The sequence below is a fragment of the Lentzea sp. NPDC102401 genome, assembly GCF_044765805.1.
GTDB lineage: Bacteria > Actinomycetota > Actinomycetes > Mycobacteriales > Pseudonocardiaceae > Lentzea > Lentzea sokolovensis.
Genome location: NZ_JBIWKS010000008.1, coordinates 321330 through 340076 on the forward strand (window position 1 = coordinate 321330; position 18747 = coordinate 340076).

18 protein-coding genes are annotated in these 18747 nt (G+C 69.0%); 9 read left to right on the forward strand and 9 right to left on the reverse strand.

Annotated elements, in window-relative coordinates:
* The 3 genes from ACIRG5_RS27965 to ACIRG5_RS27975 form a co-directional block, all read right to left on the reverse strand.
* Complete coding sequence (locus ACIRG5_RS27965) at positions 1 to 702, reverse strand: SDR family NAD(P)-dependent oxidoreductase (protein WP_402909699.1); 702 nt, start codon at positions 700 to 702, stop codon at positions 1 to 3.
* 51 nt (positions 703 to 753) lie between these two features.
* Positions 754 to 2607 carry a hypothetical protein gene (locus ACIRG5_RS27970; RefSeq protein ID WP_402909702.1) on the reverse strand — a complete coding sequence of 618 codons (1854 nt, stop codon included), beginning with the start codon at positions 2605 to 2607 and terminating at the stop codon, positions 754 to 756.
* Between the two features lie 93 nt (positions 2608 to 2700).
* A complete protein-coding gene (locus tag ACIRG5_RS27975) occupies positions 2701 to 3687 on the reverse strand; it encodes a fatty acid desaturase family protein (RefSeq protein WP_402909704.1) in 987 nt (328 codons plus the stop codon).
* Positions 3688 to 3898: 211 nt separating this feature from the next.
* Between ACIRG5_RS27975 and ACIRG5_RS27980 the strand changes: the two genes are divergently transcribed.
* Positions 3899 to 5056 (forward strand): 4-hydroxybenzoate 3-monooxygenase, encoded by a 1158-nt coding sequence (locus ACIRG5_RS27980; protein ID WP_402909706.1) that lies wholly within the window; start codon positions 3899 to 3901, stop codon positions 5054 to 5056.
* Between the two features lie 18 nt (positions 5057 to 5074).
* Positions 5075 to 6727, forward strand: coding sequence for a methyltransferase (locus ACIRG5_RS27985; protein ID WP_402909708.1), 1653 nt, complete (start codon positions 5075 to 5077; stop codon positions 6725 to 6727).
* On the opposite strand, the gene ACIRG5_RS27990 is transcribed toward ACIRG5_RS27985, so the two are convergent.
* Genes ACIRG5_RS27990 through ACIRG5_RS28000 form a run of 3 tightly spaced genes read right to left on the reverse strand, consistent with a single transcriptional unit; the run spans position 6724 to position 8433 of the window.
* The gene (locus ACIRG5_RS27990; protein ID WP_402909710.1) at positions 6724 to 7071 is read right to left on the reverse strand and encodes a VOC family protein; all 348 of its coding nucleotides are present in this window, start codon (positions 7069 to 7071) and stop codon (positions 6724 to 6726) included. The two genes, ACIRG5_RS27985 and ACIRG5_RS27990, sit on opposite strands and share 4 nt — an antisense overlap.
* 43 nt (positions 7072 to 7114) lie before the next feature.
* Entirely contained in the window at positions 7115 to 7837 is a 723-nt protein-coding gene (locus ACIRG5_RS27995; protein WP_402909712.1) for an anti-sigma factor domain-containing protein, read from the reverse strand.
* Positions 7834 to 8433, reverse strand: coding sequence for a sigma-70 family RNA polymerase sigma factor (locus ACIRG5_RS28000; protein ID WP_319978184.1), 600 nt, complete (start codon positions 8431 to 8433; stop codon positions 7834 to 7836). The genes ACIRG5_RS27995 and ACIRG5_RS28000 overlap by 4 nt, the downstream gene beginning before the upstream one ends.
* Positions 8434 to 8611: 178 nt before the next feature.
* Between ACIRG5_RS28000 and ACIRG5_RS28005 the strand changes: the two genes are divergently transcribed.
* Both ACIRG5_RS28005 and ACIRG5_RS28010 read left to right on the forward strand, forming a co-directional pair.
* On the forward strand, positions 8612 to 9262 hold the full coding sequence (locus ACIRG5_RS28005; RefSeq protein WP_402909715.1) for a fasciclin domain-containing protein: 651 nt from the start codon (positions 8612 to 8614) through the stop codon (positions 9260 to 9262).
* 237 nt (positions 9263 to 9499) lie between these two features.
* On the forward strand, positions 9500 to 11095 hold the full coding sequence (locus tag ACIRG5_RS28010) for a beta-1,3-glucanase family protein (RefSeq protein ID WP_402909718.1): 1596 nt from the start codon (positions 9500 to 9502) through the stop codon (positions 11093 to 11095).
* Between the two features lie 55 nt (positions 11096 to 11150).
* On the opposite strand, the gene ACIRG5_RS28015 is transcribed toward ACIRG5_RS28010, so the two are convergent.
* Positions 11151 to 13850, reverse strand: a complete 2700-nt coding sequence (locus ACIRG5_RS28015; protein ID WP_402909720.1) for an XRE family transcriptional regulator — start codon at positions 13848 to 13850, stop codon at positions 11151 to 11153.
* 93 nt (positions 13851 to 13943) lie between these two features.
* Between ACIRG5_RS28015 and ACIRG5_RS28020 the strand changes: the two genes are divergently transcribed.
* The 5 genes from ACIRG5_RS28020 to ACIRG5_RS28040 all read left to right on the forward strand — a co-directional run bounded on the left by ACIRG5_RS28020 (position 13944) and on the right by ACIRG5_RS28040 (position 16798).
* Entirely contained in the window at positions 13944 to 14183 is a 240-nt protein-coding gene (locus ACIRG5_RS28020; protein ID WP_402909722.1) for a hypothetical protein, read from the forward strand.
* An 18-nt stretch (positions 14184 to 14201) separates the two neighbouring features.
* Entirely contained in the window at positions 14202 to 14681 is a 480-nt protein-coding gene (locus ACIRG5_RS28025) for a TetR/AcrR family transcriptional regulator (protein WP_402909724.1), read from the forward strand.
* A 1-nt stretch (position 14682) separates the two neighbouring features.
* Positions 14683 to 15036, forward strand: coding sequence for a hypothetical protein (locus ACIRG5_RS28030; protein WP_319978191.1), 354 nt, complete (start codon positions 14683 to 14685; stop codon positions 15034 to 15036).
* Positions 15033 to 16055 (forward strand): alpha/beta hydrolase, encoded by a 1023-nt coding sequence (locus ACIRG5_RS28035; protein WP_402909727.1) that lies wholly within the window; start codon positions 15033 to 15035, stop codon positions 16053 to 16055. Before ACIRG5_RS28030 ends, ACIRG5_RS28035 begins: the two co-directional genes overlap by 4 nt.
* A gap of 230 nt (positions 16056 to 16285) precedes the next feature.
* Complete coding sequence (locus tag ACIRG5_RS28040; RefSeq protein WP_402909730.1) at positions 16286 to 16798, forward strand: DinB family protein; 513 nt, start codon at positions 16286 to 16288, stop codon at positions 16796 to 16798.
* Between the two features lie 7 nt (positions 16799 to 16805).
* Here the strand turns inward: ACIRG5_RS28040 and ACIRG5_RS28045 are convergent, their stop codons facing one another.
* Positions 16806 to 17822 (reverse strand): flavin-containing monooxygenase, encoded by a 1017-nt coding sequence (locus ACIRG5_RS28045; RefSeq protein ID WP_402909733.1) that lies wholly within the window; start codon positions 17820 to 17822, stop codon positions 16806 to 16808.
* Between the two features lie 54 nt (positions 17823 to 17876).
* Entirely contained in the window at positions 17877 to 18713 is an 837-nt protein-coding gene (locus ACIRG5_RS28050) for a helix-turn-helix domain-containing GNAT family N-acetyltransferase (RefSeq protein WP_402909736.1), read from the reverse strand.
* Positions 18714 to 18747 lie beyond the last annotated feature (34 nt).

Below are 18747 nucleotides of genomic sequence, written 5' to 3' on the forward strand. Positions count from 1 at the left end.
TCAGACGGTGAATCCACCGTCCGCGTTGATGCTGGCACCGGTGACGTACGCACCGGCCTCACCAGCCAGAGCGGCTACTACTTCGGCGATCTCCGACGGCTTTCCGTAGCGCCCCAACGCGGTCAGCCCGCGAATCGTGTCCGCCATCGGCCCATCGGCCGGGTTCATGTCGGTGTCCGTGGGGCCGGGGTTGACCACGTTCGCCGTGATGCCCAACGGTCCCAGCTCGCGAGCGAGTCCCTTCGTCATCCCGATCAGCGCGGTCTTGCTGGCGGAGTACAGGGCGAAGCCGGGGAACGGCGCGTACACCGCGACGTTGCTGCCGATGCTGATGATTCGCCCGCCTTCACGCATGTGCCGTACCGCCGCACGCGCCGCGAGGAACGGTGCGCGCACGTTCACGGCCATCGTGTGGTCGAACTCGTCACGGCCGAGCTCCTCCAGCGGTCCCACCTGGAAGACGGCCGCGTTGTTCACGAGGATGTCGAACCGTCCGAAGTGGACGGCGGTCTCGTCGACCGCCGCCACCACGGCGTCCGGATCGGCGCTGTCCGCCTGGATGGCGAAACCGTTGTCCGGCTTGGTGTTCTGGTAGGTGACGGCGACGTGGGCGCCGAGAGCGGTGAGCTTCTCGGCGACCGCGGCCCCGATGCCGCGGCTCCCGCCGGTGACGAGAGCCGCTTTCCCTGCAAGTGATCCCATGCCGATCAGCCTGCTGGAATCACCGCCTGGATTCTGGCGGGAATCGGACCGTCAGTTGTTGCCCCGGACGTACGCCCACGCGGTGCGGTTGAGCGAGTCCTCGATCCCGGTGAAGCCCTCGCTGGGGTTGAGGACGTCCTCGTGGAAGTCGACGTCGATGTCGTCGGCGGTGCCACCGATGGCGTCCGGACCCACGCCGAACATGCCCTTCGGGTTGCCGCCCTGGTCCATGATGGCGTCGAGCGCGTTGAACTGGTCCTGGTGCCAGCTGCCGGACATGTGGCCGGCCTCGTGGGCGGTGATGTTGCCGATCGCCCTGCCGATGAACGCGATCTTGTCGCTGGCCGGGGTGATGTAGGTGTTCAACGAGGTGCGCGACTGGGTGGCGGGCGCGCTGAGGATGTCGAGCAGCACCAGTGCCGTCTCCTCCTTGGCGAAGTTGCCCGCGTCGATCGACTGCGCGATGCCGACGGTCGGGATGCCGGACTCGGCGATCGAGCCACCGACGACCACGCGGCTGACGTTGCGCTGACCCCACGGGTCGGCGTGGTCGTGGCTGTTCAGGATCCGCACGGCGAACCGCTTGTTCGTGCCCTTGGCGGCGAGGTCCTTCTCGATGTTCTCGCGCACGGTCGCGACCACGCCGTCGATCACGGCGTTCTCGTCGGCGTCGGTGAGACCCCAGCCGGGCAGGAACTTCTTCAGCGGCGAGAGATCCCGGTTGCCCGCGGGGTCGGCTCCGAAGATCCGGGTGTTGACCCGCGCGCCGTCGAAGTCGAGGAAGATCGTCAGCACCTCGGGACGGGGGTTGAGTTCCGAGCCGGGACGGTAGGCCTCGACCGTGACGTCGTAGGCGCCGTCACCGTCCTCGACGCCGACCGTGTAGCGGCCGTCCTTCGGCGCCACGAAGTCCGCGACGGCGTTGCCGCCGGCGGGCAGCGGGGAGTTCTCGGCGAAGATGAAGCTGAGGTCCTGCGACGAACCGAAGACCTCGCGTCCGGCGGGGTCGTGGACGACGACCCTGGTCGCCTTGCCCTTCGCCGACGCGCCGAGCACGTCGCCCGCTTTCAGGTCGACGGAGAAGTAGTCCCTGTCCACCTGGCCGCCGCCGGAGGAGATGGTCAGGTCATACGCGCCCTCGGTGAGAACGCGCTTGCCGGTGCCCGGCTTCATCGGGTCGGCCGGGATCCCGCCCGGTCCGGCCGCCGCGACCATGACGTACACGTCCTGTCCTGCGGACAAGGGGATCCGCAGCCTGCTGTCCGTGCTGCCCGCGAGGTTGTCGTGCTGGTCGAGCAGCGCGCCCGTCGCGCTGAACACGGCGAGCATCGTGTCCAGATCACCGGTAGGAGTGTCCGTCTCGACGACGACGATTCGTCCCGCGGCGCCGCCGGAGAGTCGGTAGAAGTCGTGGTCACCGGTGCCGTCGCCGCCACTGCCGTACGGGCCGTCGCCGATCGTGCCGCTGGTCCGCAGGGACGCGGATGCGCCGAGATCGCTCGCGAGCGGGACGGCGTCGTTGGTCTCGGCGAACGGCGGCACCACGGGGATCGTGGGATCTCCTGCGAGGTCACCGGTGAGCGTGAGCTTCGGGTTCCTGCCCCGGCCCGTGCCGAACCCGGCCACGTGCTCGGCACGGGCGGGCGCGTCGTTGGCGCCCTGCCCGGTCTCCTTCTCGTGGTACGTCAACGGCTGGCCGGCGCTCTTCGCCGCCACCCGCGACTGCTTGCGGGACTCCCGGTTGCGGTGCACCGCGGCCCAGTCGACCGTCGCCTCGGCCGGCAGGAACGCCAGCACCGGATCGGGTTGGCTGAGCGGCGGCGCGGGCTCCGCCACCGACTGCCCGGCAGCGACCAGAGTGAGCGCCACACCTGCCGTGAGCACGCCAAACAACTTCTTGCGCATAGGAACTTCCCCCAGTTCGGTCTTGAACCGAGGAAACCAGCGCCGTGCGGGTCAGGCGGGCGTTTTGGCCGACCCCTGTCCAGTTTCGGACATTCAGGCCGCGGCCTTGGCGCGCAACGGTGCCGCGACCTCGTGCAGGTGTTCCAGCACGTACCCGTACGAGCGGAACAAGCCGCACTGCGCATAGGAAATGCCGCGCTGCTCGCAGAAGTTGTGGACGATCACCTGCGCGTGCCGCAGCGCCGGCCGGGGCATGCTCGGGAACAGGTGGTGCTCGATCTGGTAGTTCAGACCGCCGAGCAGGATGTCCGTGAACCAGCCGCCCCGGATGTTGCGCGAGGTCAGCACCTGCTTGCGCAGGAAGTCGAGCGAGTGGCCCGCCGACAGCACCGGCATGCCCTTGTGGTTGGGGGCGAAGGAACAACCCATGTAGAGACCCCACAACGCCTGGTGCACGAGGATGAACGCGATGGCATACACGGGCGAGAGCACCCAGAACACGACCCCGAGGTACACCACGACGTTCGCGATCATCACGAACCGCTCGCGGCCCGAGTACCGGATCGAGTGCCAGTGCAGCGCGAAGCCTTCGAGGAGCAGCAACGGGAAGAACAACACCGCCTGGTGCGAGGCGATCCACCGCAACACCCCGCGCTTGTCCGCGCCCTGCCGCTGCGTGAACGCGAGCACCGTGATGTCGACGTCCGGGTCCTCGTCCTCGTGGTTCGGGTTGGCGTGGTGGCGGTTGTGCTTGCCGACCCACCAGTCGTAGCTGACGCCGACCAGTCCGCTGTGGACGTAGCCGGTGATCTCGTTCCACTTCTTCGTGGCGAAGATCTGCTTGTGGCCCGCGTCGTGCCCGATGAACGCGAGCTGCGTGGTCATCGCCGCCAGCACGACCGCCACCGCGAGTTGCCACCAGGAGTCGCCGAGCAGGGCGAACGTCACCCACGCCGCCGCGTAGACGGCGAGGTTCACGCCGATTCGAGCGAAGTAGTAACCACGCCGCCGAGCGAGCAGGCCAGCCTGCTTGATCTCGGCCGCCAAGTGGGCGAAGTCGCTCGCCTGCCGGAGTGCCATTTGCGCAGAATGCCGGATGGCGGCGACGAAGTCATGCACGGCCGATGAAGTCGTTACAAACCGCTCGGGTCGGTCCCGCACCGACACGATCAGGTGATCATGATCATCATCTCCGGCGAGCCGCTGGCTCCCGCCCCGGACCCTGAGGTCCAGTGCTGCGCAATCGGGCCCGCCGCGGACGCGGGCCGATCCGGAGAGAGGACCAGTAGGCGTGGTCGACCACACCACCGTGCTCATCGCGGGCGCGGGGCCGGCGGGGCTCGTGTTAGGCAACTTGTTACGTGCGGCAGGGATAAGCACCCTCATCGTCGAGCGGGCGAGCCGTGAGCAGGTGCAGACCAGGGCCAGGGCGGGTTTCCTGGGACCGAACAGCGCCCGGATCCTCGTTCAGCACGGACTGGGTGCCGGGATGCTCCACAAAGGACGATCGCACGGCGTCTGCGCTTTCCGGGGCGAGGACGGGGAGTTCGAGCTGGACTACGCCGCGCTCGGCCAGGGCGAGGTGCACACCGTCTACCCGCAGCAGGACCTCGTCACCGACCTGCTCGCCGAATACCTGGACCGCGGTGGCGACATCCGGTTCGGTGCCGCGGTCACCGGTGTCGATTCCGGCACCGCGACGATCCGTTACCGCGATGAGCAGGGCGAAGACGTTGTCACCGGCCGGTTTCTCGCGGGGTGCGACGGCAGCAACGGCGTCACGCGCCAGGCCGTCCCCGCGGACTTGTGTTCGCGCCACACCCAGGACCACGGCGTCAGCTGGCTCGCGGTGCTCGCCGAGGCGCCGCAGAGCATGGCCGCGGTCACCTACGCGATCCACGACGACGGCTTCGCGGGCCACATGGCGCGCAGCCCCGAGGTGACGCGGTACTACCTCCAGGTTCCTCTCGGCGATGATCCGGAGGCCTGGACCGACGAACGGATCTGGGCCGCTCTGGACACCCGGATGCGCACCGACGAGTTCGGTCAGCTCAAGCAGGGCCCGATCATCGAGCGCCGGATCGTCCGGCTGCGCTCCGAGGTCGTCGACCCCATCCAGCACGACAGGCTGTTCCTCGTCGGTGACGCGGCCAGTCTGATCAGCCCGTCCGCCGCCAAGGGCGCCAACCTGGCGATCATGGAGGCCGAGGTGCTGGCCTCCGCCCTGATCTCCGCTCTGCACCGGGACGACGAACGGCCGCTGGCCGCGTACTCGCGCACCTGCCTGCCCCGCGTCTGGCGGGCGCAGGAGTTCTCGCGCTGGATGATCGATCTGCTCCACACCCAGGACGACGACTTCCGCCGTGCTCTACGTCGCGCCCGGCTGCACAGCCTGCGTGACTGCCGCGCCCACCAGAACTTCTTCGCCGAGCACTACGTCGGCATCTGAGCCACAGGAACCGTCACCATGATCTCGACCAGCACACCTGTCATCGCCGCGGCCGACCTCGACCGGCTGACCTCCACGATGGCCCTCATCGGCGCGCACGACACGCACTCGGCCCTCGCCGCCGCCGTGCCGTCGCTGCCCGCCGACCAGCGCGCCGCCGTCACGCGGCACGCCACCCTCGACCACGCCGCGTTGCTGATCTTCCCGGAAACCCTTGCGGGACTTGCGGACGAGCTCGCGCGCCACGGCATCGAGGTCGGCACGATGACCCCGAGCGTCGTCGTGCGCGAACGGCTCAGCGCCCGTTACTCGGTGCCCGTCGCGGACCTGAAGGTCGGCATCCTGCGCGCACCCGTCTCCGACCGCAACGGCTGGCCGTGCGAATTGGAGATCTTCGTGATGGTGACGCCGCCGGAGCTGGCGCACATCGCGCAGGACGAACGCCGTCACCAGCACGAGAACCACGTCGGGCTGGCCGTGCGCAGGCCGGATCCGGTGCTGCTGCGCGGACTCCGGACGATGATCGCCGGCGTCATGCGGCCGGACGGCGGCGGGTACAACGGCTACGAGAACAACTCGGTCCTCTACTTCCGCGACGCGCACTGCGCCGACCCCGCGTTCCGCCGTCTCGAACTGATCGCCGCGGGCAGGTTCCCGCAGTTGCAGGCCACCCACCAGCGCGAGTCCTGCGCCGGCACCGAGTTGCTGCGCCTGCTGACCGGCGCGTGGGCGACGCAGGCGATCGCGACCGCCGCCGAACTCCGGTTGCTTGACCACCTCGTGACGATCCCGGACCTGCCCGGCCTGGCATCGGCCACCGGCACCGAACCCCAAAGCCTGGCAAGGCTTCTGCGGTATCTCACCTCGCTCGGTGTCGTTCACCTGTCCGGTGAGCGGCACAGTCTCACCGACCTGGGGGAGCTGCTGCGGTCGGACCTGACTGGCTCGATGCGGCCGCTCGCCCTGATGTACGGCGGCCCGTTCTACCGGTCGTTCGCCGAACTGACCGAGGCCGTCCGCAGCGGTGAGGAGTCGTACGCGAAAGCGTTCGGCGCCCACCACTTCGCCCACATGGCAACGGATCCGGACCTGGCCGAGCTGTTCCACGGGTCCATGGCCGCGAGCAACGCGATGTTCACCGGCGTCACCAAGGTCGTCGACTTCTCCACCGCCGGCACGGTCGTGGACGTGGCGGGCGGCAACGGCGAGCTGCTGTCCCGCGTGCTGCACGCCAACCCGGCGCTGCGGGGCGTTCTGCTCGACCTCCCGAACGCCCTCGCCGCAGCCGAGCCCCGCCTCGCCGACCTCGCGGACCGCGTCAGCCTCGTCCCCGGCGACTTCACCCGCTCCATCCCCGGCACCGGTGACGTCTACCTGCTGTCCCGCGTGCTGCACGACTGGGACGACGAGCAGTGCCGCACCATCCTGGCCACGTGCGCGCGGAACATGCCCGCACACGCCGAACTGCTGGTGATCGAGCGCCTGCTGCCCGAGGCCGGCGAAGTGGACTCGCTCGCGATTCCGTGGGACATCCACATGTTGTGCAACACCGGCGGCCGCGAGCGCACCGAGTCGCACTACCGCGCGTTGCTCGCCGAGGCCGGTTTCGACTTCGTCGAGACGCATGCCCTGCCGTTGGACGCGCACGTGATGCGCGCCCGGCTGAGCTAGCCCACCAGGCAGAAGGGGTGGCCGGCGGGATCCGCGTACACGTGGAACCGCTCGCCACCGCCTTCGAGCCTGCGCGCGCCCAGAGCGAGCACCTTCTCGCCGGCCGCAGCGAGATCGTCCACGCGCACGTCGAAGTGCATGTGGGCGGTCTCGTCCGGCCACTTCGGCGGTTGCCAGCCCTCGACCCGCGCGAACGCCACGCCGGGCCGGTCGGGGGCGTCGCCGATGACGACGAACGCGCCGTCGTCCTGCACCCGGATCATCCCGAGCAGCTTCTCGTAGAACTCCGCGAGGCCCTGCGGATCAGTGCAGTCGATCACCAGGCCGTGCCAACGTCCGATCATGCGCGGGATGCTGGCACGGATCGAGGACAACGACCGCCCTGGATCACACGAGCGGCATCGCCATCACCGGTGGCGTGGACGGCTTCTCCGACCCTCCCGAGGGCTCCACGGTCAGCGCGACCTCCTTCGCCCCGGTCAGTCCGCTGACCACGACCGGCGTCGACCGGGACTGGAGCAGTCCGGCCGGGTGCGGGTCGTTGTCGGCGCCGATCAGCCAGAGCTGGTAGATCCGGCCGTCGCCGGGATCCGGCAGGTCCTTGGCGAGGAACAGCGCCTCGTCGCGGCTGGCCGACACGACAGCGGTACCGGTGGCGCCGTTCGGTGCCTTGCCGTTGATGAGCTTCGCGTCCGGTGTGGACAGGAAGTCGGAGAACCGGCTGTACTCGCTGGACAGCTGCGCCAGCTGCCTGTCCTGGTCGGACTCCGTGTACTGCACCGTCACGAAGACCGCGGCGACCAGGCAGGCGGCCGCGAGCAGCCCTCCCGCCCAGCGCACCCGGCGCGGGTTCGGCACGCGGGCCGTGTGGGGAGAGACCTGCCGGGTCTCCGCCGCGGCGGCGAGCACACGAGCGCGCAGCTGCGGTGGCGGCGGGGACTCCACCGCGACGCCCAGACGTGCGGCCGTGGCCGCGAGTTCGGCGACCTCGACCGCGCAGCTCACGCAGCGGGTCAGGTGCGCCTCGAACGCGGTCCGTTCGATGTCGGACAGCGCGTTCACGGCGTAGGCGCCGGTGAGCGTGTGCAGATCAGCGGATGTGGTCCTCATCCGGTCACCCCCATGCAGTCCCGCAGTCGGATCAGGCCGTCGCGCATCCTGGTCTTGACCGTGCCGAGCGGGATGCTCAGCAGGCTCGCGACCTCCGGATACGAGTAGCCCTGGTAGTAGGCGAGCAGCACGGACTCGCGCTGCAGTTCGGTCAGGAAGCTCAGGCACCGGCGCACCTGGCGTTGTTCGAGCCGGCCGTCGACCTGCTCGCTCACCTCGTCGAAGGGCCTGCCCGGATCGAGCCGGGCGGCGCGGTCCTCGCGGTGGGTGGCGGCCTGGGCGGACCGGACGCGGTCGACGGCACGGCGGTGCGTCAGCGTGAGGATCCAGGTCGTGGCGCTGCCCCGGTCGGGGTCGAATCTGGTCGCGGTCCGCCACACTTCGAGCATCACCTCCTGGAACACCTCCTCCGACTGCGCCTGATCCCGCACCACCCGCCTGATCAGCCCGAACACCGAGCCGGACACGACGTCGTAGAGCCGTTCGAACGCGGCCTCGTCGCCCCGTGCGACCAGGGCGAGCAACTCGTCGGCGGTCGGACCCACGTCCCGCGGGGTCCTCGGCAGGCTTTGCAGCGCCCGCTCACGCTCAGGCATCCCAGGTCCTCTCCTCAGCGTTGTCCTCTCGTATTCGCAGCGGAGGCGCTGATGGATCGGTGCCGGATGCGTCACATCCCGGATTGGGTAACGGATTGATAACCGCACCCATCCGTTCTCCAGGGGGCGGCGAATCACGGGCAGCAACTGCTCGATCACCCCTTGGAGATGTCCTGTCATGAACAAGACCGTCCGCAACACCGTCCTGGCCGTCGGCGCCGTCTCGCTCGCCCTGTTCGGCGCGGCGTGCGGCTCGGGTGACATGGCCAGCAGCGGCACCTCTTCCAGTGCCGCGCCCACCTCGACCGCCACCTCGTCCGCCGCGATGGCCGACCCGGCCAAGGACCTCGTCGGCCCCGGTTGTGCCGACTACGCGAAGCAGGTTCCGTCCGGCGCCGGCTCGGTCTCGGGCATGGCCGCTGACCCGGTCGCCGTCGCCGCGAGCAACAACCCGCTGCTCACGACGCTGGTGAGCGCCGTGTCCGGCAAGCTCAACCCGAAGGTCAACCTGGTCTCGACGCTGAACGGTGCGGAGTTCACCGTGTTCGCGCCGGTCGACTCGGCGTTCGCGAAGATCGACGCCGCGACGATCGAAAAGCTCAAGACCGACGACGCGCTGCTGACCAAGATCCTGACCTACCACGTCGTCCCCGGCCAGATCACGCCCGACAAGATCGTCGGCGACCAGAAGACGGTCGAGACCGGCACCGTGAAGGTCACCGGTTCCAAGGACGCGCTGAAGGTCAACGACGCCAACGTCATCTGCGGCGGCGTGCACACCGCCAACGCGACCGTCTACCTCATCGACTCGGTCCTGCTGCCTGCCTGACATCTCCAGAGGTAGCAGTACCGCGACTCCGGGAACCGCACAGTGCGGTTCCCGGAGTTTTCTCGTTTGCCCGGCTCCTGCCCGGCTTCTGCTCGGTATTGACAGAGCCGCCATCTGCGAACAACCATGGAAGCGCTCTCATAACCGGTCTGGACCAGTTCTCGGACCGGAGGCCGCCGACCGCCCTGTAACCGGTCGGGGGACCTGCCGGCAGAGCACCCCTGCACAAGGAGTCAGATGCGCACTCGAACGAAGTGGTTCAGCGCGCTCGCCGCACTGGCGGCGATCGCATCGGCGGCCATCGCGAGCACACCGGCACAGGCGATCGGCCCCGACCTGCTGCCGCTCAACGTCACGAACAACAGCGGCCGGTCCGAGGCCGTGCACCTGTACGTCCTGGGCACGGACATCCGCAGCGGGCGCCTCGGGTACGTCAACCAGGCGGGCGCGTTCACGCCGTGGTCGCCGGGCGGCAACCCGCCCACGCCCGCACCGGACGTGTCGATCGCCGGTCCTGGTCCCGGTGGCACCGCCTCGCTGCGGGTGCCGCGGTTCATCTCCGGCCGCGTCTACATGTCGTTCGGCGAGAAGCTCAAGTTCTTCCTGACGCCCGACGGCCTGGTGCAGCCGGCGCCGTGGGCGTCCGGCGACCCGAACAGCGGCATCCTGTTCGACTGGAGCGAGTTCACCTACAACGACGCGGGCCTGTGGCTCAACAGCTCCCAGGTGGACATGTTCGCGGTACCGCACGCGGTGACCGTGACGGGTGCGAGCGGCGCCACGAAGAAGACCGGCGAACTCAAGTCCGGTGGCCGGGACGCCGTCATCAACGGCATCCGCAACCAGGCGGGCTGGGGCGGGTCGGTCATGTCCCGTTCGGACGGCACGGTGCTGCGCGTGCTCGCACCGGGCAAGGCGGCCGACGTCGGCAACTTCGACCGCAACTACCTGGACTCGTACATCACCCAGGCGTGGAACGCGTACATGACCAAGACGCTGACCGTGCAGCCGTTCGGCGACCGTCCGGACGTGAAGTACTTCGGCGGCACGTCCGGCGGCACGATGAACTTCAGGAACACCGCCGGGCAGCAGGTGGCGTCGTTCACGAAGCCGTCCACTTCGAACGTGTGGGGCTGCGACGGCGCCCTGGCCGCGCCCAACGACCAGGTGGTCGGTCCGATCGCGCGCACCCTGTGCGCCGCTCTGCACCGCTCCACGCTCGGCCGCATCGACGTGCAGCCCGGTGGCGGTCCCGCGGACTTCTACCAGGGCGCGATCACCAACCACTACTCGCGGCTGGTGCACCAGAACATGGTGGACGGCAAGGCGTACGGGTTCGCGTTCGACGACGTGCAGGCGCAGGAGTCGCTGGTGCACGACGGTGACCCGCGCTCGGCCGGGATCATCCTCACCCCGTTCAGCGGCGGCTCCACGACGCCTCCGCCCGCCAGCACCAGCAGCATCGTCAGCGACTGGCACGGCAAGTGCATCGACGTGCCGAACTGGAACTTCGCCGACGGCCAGCGCCTGATCGTGTGGAACTGCACGGGCGCCACGAACCAGAAGTTCGAGTTCACAGGCGGCACGCTGCGCACGGAGAACAACAAGTGCGTGGACGTGGCGTGGGGTTCGAGGGACAACGGCGCGGCCGTGCAACTCGCGACCTGCTCGGGGAACGCGGCCCAGCAGTTCGTGCTGTCCGGGGCCGGTGACCTGGTGAACCCGCAGGCGAACAAGTGCGTGGACATCGCGGAGTGGAACCCGAACAACGACGCGGTCCTGCACATGTGGGACTGCGTCGGCGGCGCCAACCAGAAGTGGCACCGCGGCTGACAACCAGAAGCGCGGCGAGGCAGGCCGGGATCTCCGGTCTGCCTCACCGCGTTCGTCAGCAGGGCGGGGTGTACGGAACGTCCGGGACGTGCCTGCGCCACTCGTCCTCGGTCAGGCGCGGTCCCGCCGAGTCGCACGCCTCGGCGACGGCGGCGCCGAGATCCGCGTTCAGCAGCCGCATGGTCGGGTCGAACATGGTCCACACCAGGGTCCGGCCGTCCGGGCTGAACGCGATGTCGGCGACGGCGATGGCGGCGCCGGACAACGTGGCGATCTCGGTGACGTGCCCGGGATCGGTGACGTTCCACAGCCGCACCGTGCGGTCGTCGCTGCCGGACGCGAGCGTGTGACCGTCCGGACTGAACGCGACGCTGCCGACGACGTCCTCATGACCGGTGAGCGAGGGGTGCTCGGCAGGCTTGCGGGGGTCGGTGACGTTCCACAGCCGCACGGGTTTGTCGTTGCCACTGCCGACCGCGAGCGTGTGCCCGTCCGGGCTGAAGGCCAGGTCGTACACGTCGATCCGGTTGCCGGACAACGACATGATCTCGACGCCGTCCTGCCACAGCCGCACGCTGTGGTCGTCGCTCCCGGTGGCCAGCGTCCTGCCGTCGGGGCTGAACGCCACCGACCGCACCGCGTCCGTGTGGCCGCGCACCGTGGCGGTCAGGATCGGGTTGCGCGGGTCGCTGACGTTCCACGTCCGCACCTCTCCGGTGCCGGAGCCGGCCACGAGGGTCTGACCGTCCGGGCTGAACGTGGCCGCACGCACGGACCCCATGCCGGTCAGCGCCGCGATCTCCTTCTGTTCGGCCCACAACCGCACGGTTCCGTCGTCGCCGCTCGACGCGAGGACCTTCCCGTCCGCGCGGTAGGACAGTGCGCGCACGGCACCGGTGTGGCCGGTGAGAGTGCCGAGCCGGACCGGTTTGCGCCGGTCGCTGACGTTCCACAGGCGGATCGAGTGGTCGCGTCCCGCCGTTGCCAGCGTGCCGTCGCTGCTGAACGTCGCCGTGTACACCTCCTCGTCGTGGGCCGTCACGACGGTCGCCAGCGTGCTCAGCACCGCGTCGCGCGTCTTGCGCGTCGCGGCGAGATTGTGTGCGGCCAGACCGAGCTGCAGCCCGAGCGACGGGTTCGCGCGATGCTCCACCACCGCCTCGGACGAGAGGTTCTGGGCGATCGCGCTGTTGCGTTGCGACGTGATGTCGTTGCGCGTCCGCACCGCGTATAACGTCGTCGCCGCCGAGACGACCAGCAGCGCCGCGAGCACTCCGACCAGATAGCCGAGGCGTTTCGCACGGCGCCTCGCCAGCACGTGTTCCTCGGCCTCGGCATCGGTGCTGGCCTCGACGAACGCCCGTTCGCGAGCCGTGAGGGCCTGGGATCGGGTGGCCCACTCGCGGGCGATCGCCAGCCGGGCTCCCCGGTACAGCGCGCTGCGGTCGCGGTCCAGTTGCTCCCACACGTCGGTGGCGTGGGTCAGCTCCCGGTGGACGCGTTGCCCCTCGCGGTCGCTGCTGAGCCATTCCCGGAACCGGGGCCACGTGCGGATCAACGCTTCGTGCGTGATCTCGATGCTGTCCGTGTCGCGCACGACGAGCCGTGCGGCGGTACACCTGTCCAGCACCACCGCGGTGTCCTGGTCGTCGTCGAGCTCGGCAGGGGAGATGCGGCGTTTGGTGTCCTCGGTGTTCTCACCCAGCACGGCCAGGCGCCGGAAGAGGTCCCGCGCACGGTCCTGCTGGCGCGCGTCCAGCGAGTCGTACACCGCCTCTGCCGTCTTCGCGAGCGCGCCGTCGATGCCGCCGACAGCCTGGAACCCGGTGAGCGTGAGCCGGTTTCCGCTGCGCCGGCGCCACGTCTCCAGCAACGCGTGCGACAGCAACGGCAGGACACCCGTCTGGCCGTGGGCGTGCGCGATGAGCGTGGCCACCAGATCGCTCTCGACCGCGCAGTTCGCCTTCATCGCGGGCAACGTGATCGCGCGACGCAGCTCCTCGGCCGTCATCGGCCCGACGGTGAACTGGGAGTCCTGCAGCGCGCCCGCCAGCTCGGGAACCATGCAGCAGTGCGTGTAGAAGTCCGACCGCACGCCGATCACCGCCCGGCGGCCGAGCAGTTCGGCGATGAACCGCGCCCGTTCGTCCGCGTCCTGGCAGAGGGTGAAGACCTCCTCGAACTGGTCGACCACGATCACGGTCTCCGGGTCGGACGGAAAACCGGGCACCAGCCGCATCGGATGTTCACCGGGTGTCCGGAGAACGTGCGCCGGTAGCCGCGGCAGAAGTCCCGCGCGAATCAGGGACGACTTTCCCGACCCGGACGGTCCGAACACCGCGACGAACTTCTGCCGTTGCACAAGGGCGAGGAGATCGTCGACAAGGCGTTCCCTGCCGAAGAACCGGGACGCGTCCTCGGCGCGGTAAACGGAGAGTCCGACATAGGGCGCCTGGTCGTAATCCTCCGGTTCAGCGGCAACAGTCGCGTTGAGTTCGGCCGCGAGAGAGTGCCACCGCTGCTCCCACAGGTCGACGTCACCGTCGCACGCGCGCACGTAGGCGAGCGTGACGTCCAGACTGGGGAACCTGCGTCCGCCGGCGGCCTCGGCGAGCGTCGTCGCGGAGTAGCCGCCGCGCTTCCCGAGCTCGCGATACGACGGACCGCCGCTGTCCTGACGCAAACGCCGCAGGTCAACGGCGAACTCGACAAGAGCGGTCCCATCGAGTTCCAGCGGTCGCTCCGGCCGTGGCACCTGACGTTTCTCCTCGGATTCGTGTTGTCCGGTGCGCCGTTCTCCGGCGCCTGACAACACGACCACGCTATACACATCACGGGTCCGGCCTCGATGGCCATCAATTGGGGGTGTCATCGAGGCTGGACCGGGTATTGCGACCTGGGTCGTGAATCACTGCGCCGGTGTCCGCGCAATCAGTTGTCTGCGCAATCAGTTGTCTGCGTTCAGGAGAACAACGTCGTCCATCGCAAGACGCCGGAAGGCGCGCCGCTGGGGCAGGTGCACGTCACCGATGCGGTGGCGGACGGTCGCCGCTTTCAGGAACGATTGTTCTTGACTGATCGTTCCTGAAACCGCTACGGTCGTCACATGGGACGACGCAGGTCTTTCGACGTGGACGAGACCGTGGAGGCGGCGGCCGACCTGTTCGCCCGCCGTGCCTACGACGGTGTCTCGATCGACGACCTGGTGACCCGGCTCGGCGTGCACCGCAACAGTCTCTACGGCGTGTTCGGCAGCAAACGCGGTCTGTACCTGGCGGCGTTGCGCCGTCACATCGAGCAGGACGTTCGCCCGCACCTGGCTCGTGCCGCCCAGTCGGAACACCTGCCCGCGTGGGACTTCCTGCTGGTGGCCGCGGTTGACCGGGCGCCCTACGACCCCGAGGTCGCCGGCCTGGTGTCGTCGGTCCTCGCCGAGGTCGACGAGGCGACGGGTGACCCGCGCGCCACCGAGGTGTTGCTGGGCCGATGGCTGCGCGCCAGACCGCAGGCCGTCCGCCACGGGGAGGCCGCGGACGTCCCCACCATTCGTGAGGCGCCGGAAACGGCGACCGTTAAGGAGAACTGACATGGCGACGATCAGCGTGCAAGGCCAGGACCTGGTGGTGGAGATGAACGGCCTGGACAAGTTGTGGTCGTTGAAGAGCAAGCTGACCATTCCGCTCGCACACGTGCGCGGTGCCACGGTCGATCCGGGAATCCTGGGGGAGCCGAAGGGGATTCGGGCGCCGGGCACGCATCTGCCAGGCGTGATCACGGCCGGCACGTTCCACCAGGACGGCGAGAAGGTCTTCTGGGCGGTCCGCGACGCGCAGAAGGCGGTGGTCGTGGAACTGGCCGACGAGCACTACACCCGTCTGGTCGTCGAGGTCGACGACCCTCGCGCGGTGGTGGCCATGGTCGAACAGGCGACGAGTCGATGATCGTCAAAGTCGCCTCGGCACTCGTGGCGGCGGTCTTGGCCGCCGGCGTCACGCCCACCGCCGTGCTCGCCGCCGGCCGCGACTCCACGGCCTGGGTGCCCGCACGCGACGAGCAGGTGTCGTTCGTGGTCGAGGGCACGACCACCTACGGGACGCTCCACGTGCCGGCGCGGCGGCGCGGCGAACGCCTGCCCGCGGCCCTTCTGCTGCCGGGCAGCGGTCCCACCGACCGCGACGGCAACCAGCCGCCGTCGCTCACGCCGAACACCATCCGCGACCTCGCCGCCGCACTGGACCGCGATCGGGTGGTGACCCTCCGGTTCGACAAGTACGGAACGGGCCGGACGGGACTGGGCGCCTGGGCTGGGAGGCCTCAGGACATCGACTACCCGGCCTTCGTGCGCCAGGCCGCGGCAGCCCGCGACCTCCTGCAACGCCGTGCCGAGGTGGCACGGAACAGGGTGGCTCTGGCCGGTCACAGCGAAGGAGGCATGACGGCACTGGTGCTCGCCGCGCAAGCGCCTCCTCGCCAGCGTGCCGCTGCCCTGATCATGTCGCAGCCCCAGGCGTTGCGGCTGCTGGACGTGCTCGCCACGCAACTGCACGACCAGATCGGGCAACTCGTCGAAGCCGGAGGGCTGACCGAGCAGGAAGCGGAGATCATCGACCGGGCGATCGACGTGGCCGTCGCGGACCTGCGAGGTGGCCGCCCTGTCGACACGACGACCATGCCGGCACCTCTCGCCGCGCTCTTCCAGTCACTGGCGGGACCGAACCGCCGCTTCGTGATCACGGACGACGCGGTCTTCCCGCCCGACGTCGCACGCGGGCTGCCGCCGATGCCGGTGCTTTTGACCTGCGGCGAGCTGGACCCCCAGGTGCCCTGCCACGCGACTGACCAGCTCGCGTCCGTCGTGGGCCACCGCGTGGTGCTCCCCGGCGTCGGCCACGCGATGACCACCGCCGACGGGACGCTCTCGCCTGTCCTGACCCGTGAGCTCAGCGCCCTGCGGTGGTGACGGGCCGCCAGGCTTCCGGGAAGCGCGCAAAGAGTGATTGACGAAAACCTGGAAATGCGGAGAAGCAGGTAGGGACGAATCTCCACCTGCTTCTCTGGAGTACGCCGCCAGGGACTCGAACCCCGGACCCGCTGGTCAAGAGTCCTCGGGTGGACCTCGACGGTGGTGTCGGCTGATGCTGGCGACGAGGCACCTCTGATGTGCGCACTCGCGAGGAGCACACTGGAACAGTGGACAGACAGGCGGTTCACGATGACCTCGAGCGCACGCGGACGGCGTTTTGCGCGTTGCTCGACAGCGCGGCGCGCGACGAGCTGCGGCGCCGCACGAACGGCACTCGCTGGACCAACCGGCAGCTGCTGTTCCACATGCTGCTCGGATTCCTGATCATGCGGGCGCTGCTGGCGCTGGCCCGGATCATGGCGCGACTGCCGGGCTGGGTGGGTCGTGGATGGGCGAGGTTGCTCGACGCGGGTACGAAGCCGTTTGACGCGGCCAACTTCGTGGGCTCGTGGCTCGGCGGGAGTCTGATGCCGCGCAGAGCGATGATCGTGTTGTGTGACCGCACCATCGCAGCGATGCACCGTCGGTTGGAGCGTGAGAACGACAGCAGCTTGGCGACGGGAATGCCGTACCCGACGCGCTGGGACCCGTACTTCCAGGACTTCATGACGCTCGCCGACCTGTACCGCTTTCCGGTGCAGCACTTCGACTTCCACCGCGAGCAGCTCTCGCTGAGCTGATCTGAGGTCACCTGAGCAGCTTGCGGACCACGTGGGTGGCGTCGCGTCCGGCGCCTCGCAGGGTGGCGGACGAGAGGCTGCGTTGCCATTCGAGCCCGATGAAACCGAGTCCGCGATGCTGTCGGGAGATGCCGCGATCGTGCTTGGTGCTCAACGTGCTCAGGTACGGCAGGTCGGGCCGGTACCCGGTGGCCAGGATGATCGCGTCGACATGTTCGCGCTGCTCGTCCGGCCAGATGACTTTGGAGTCCTCCCGTGCGGTGAACATCGGTCGGCGGTCTGGGCGCTGCTGTTGGAGGGCAGCGCGGTAGCGGCCGGTGTCGAGGACCGGAGTGGTGAAGCCATCGGGGAGCCAGGGGCCGATCGGGAGGTGGTCGAGGCCGGTGCGGTCGAGCCAGAAGTGCAGGTCGCGGCCGAACGGGCGTTGTGCGGAGAACTTCACCGGCTTGCGGGTTGCGAGGGTGACGCGGGCGTGTTCGGCGAGTTCGGCGGCGATCTGGACGGCGGAGTTGCCGGCGCCGACCACGATGACGCGCTGGCCGTGGAACGGTTCGGGGGACCGGTACTGCGCGGCGTGCAGGACGGTGCCGGGGAAGTCGTCGAGACCGGGTAGCGCAGGGCGGTGCGGTTTTCCGAAGCCGCCGGTGGCGGCGATGACGATGGGCGCGGTGAAACGGGCGCCATCCTCGGTCGTGACGCTGAATTCGTTGTCGTGCACTACTTCTGCGACACGTTGGCCGGTGCGGATGTCGGCGTCGAGGCGCGTGGCGTAGGCGCGGAGGTAGCCGACGACTTCGTCGCGGTGTGGATAGTGCTCGGGATCGCCGGGGAACGGCAGGCCCGGTAGGGCGCTGTAGCGGGCGGGCGAGAACAGGGTGAGGCTGTCGTAGTAGTGCGGCCAGGAGCCGACTGGTTCGGTTCCGGCTTCGAGTACGAGCGGGCGTGAGCCGCGGGCGAGAAGGGCGTGGGCGGCGGCGAGTCCGGACTGGCCTGCACCGATGACGATGGCGTCGTGGCTGTTCATGGGCACCTCGAATTGACCGTCGCCGTATTCGGCGACGGTTGTGGGGTGGTCGGATTAGTTGGTGGCTCGACGTTCGAGGAAGACGGTGTCGCGCCACACGCCGTAGTGCTGCGCGATGCGTTCGCGGACGCCGAGGGTGCGGAAGCCCGCGGAGTGGTGCAGGGCGAGGCTGGCGCGGTTCTCGGGGAAGATCGAGGTCTGCAACGTCCACAGTCCGGCGTCGTCGGCCGCGGTGACGAGCTTGTGCAGCAAGACCTTGCCGACGCCTCGGCCACGGCAGTCGGCACTCACGTACACCGAGTGTTCGGCCACGCCGGCGTAGCAGTCTCGTGTGGACACCGGGGTTGCCGCTGCCCAGCCAGCCACTGTGCCGTCGATCTCCGCGATCCAGCGGTGATCGCGCAGCCACCTGGAGTCGAGCGCTCTGCGTTGGGGGACTTCGGTTTCGAATGTGGCGTCGCCGGTGGCGATGCCCTCGGCGTAGATGCGGCGCACGGCGGTCCAGTCGTCGTTTCGCATCGTGCGGACGGTGACGTCGAGTGGCAGGTCGTCGGGGCAACACGGACGTGGAGCGAGTATGCCCATGACGACGTCTGCTGCATGGGGCAGGCCGGTGCAGCACGACGGGTTGACGGTGACGTGGGTGGCGGTGCCTTCCTTGTGCAGCAGCAGGAATCCGACTTCGGCGAGCTTGCGCACGTGGTGTGAGCAGGTGGATTGGCTGATGCCGACCAGTTCGGTGAGCTCACCGACGGTCATCGCGCGTCCAGCGGTTGCGATGGCGTGCAGCAGCCGTACGCGAGTCGGTTCGGCGAGACAGGCGAACCAGTCCGCATAGGTCGCGGCGTCGTCGGCGGGCAGCACGGCCGGCGTGGTCGCTGTCGTCGTCATGAGTGAAGTATCGACACACATCGATGGTTGCGTC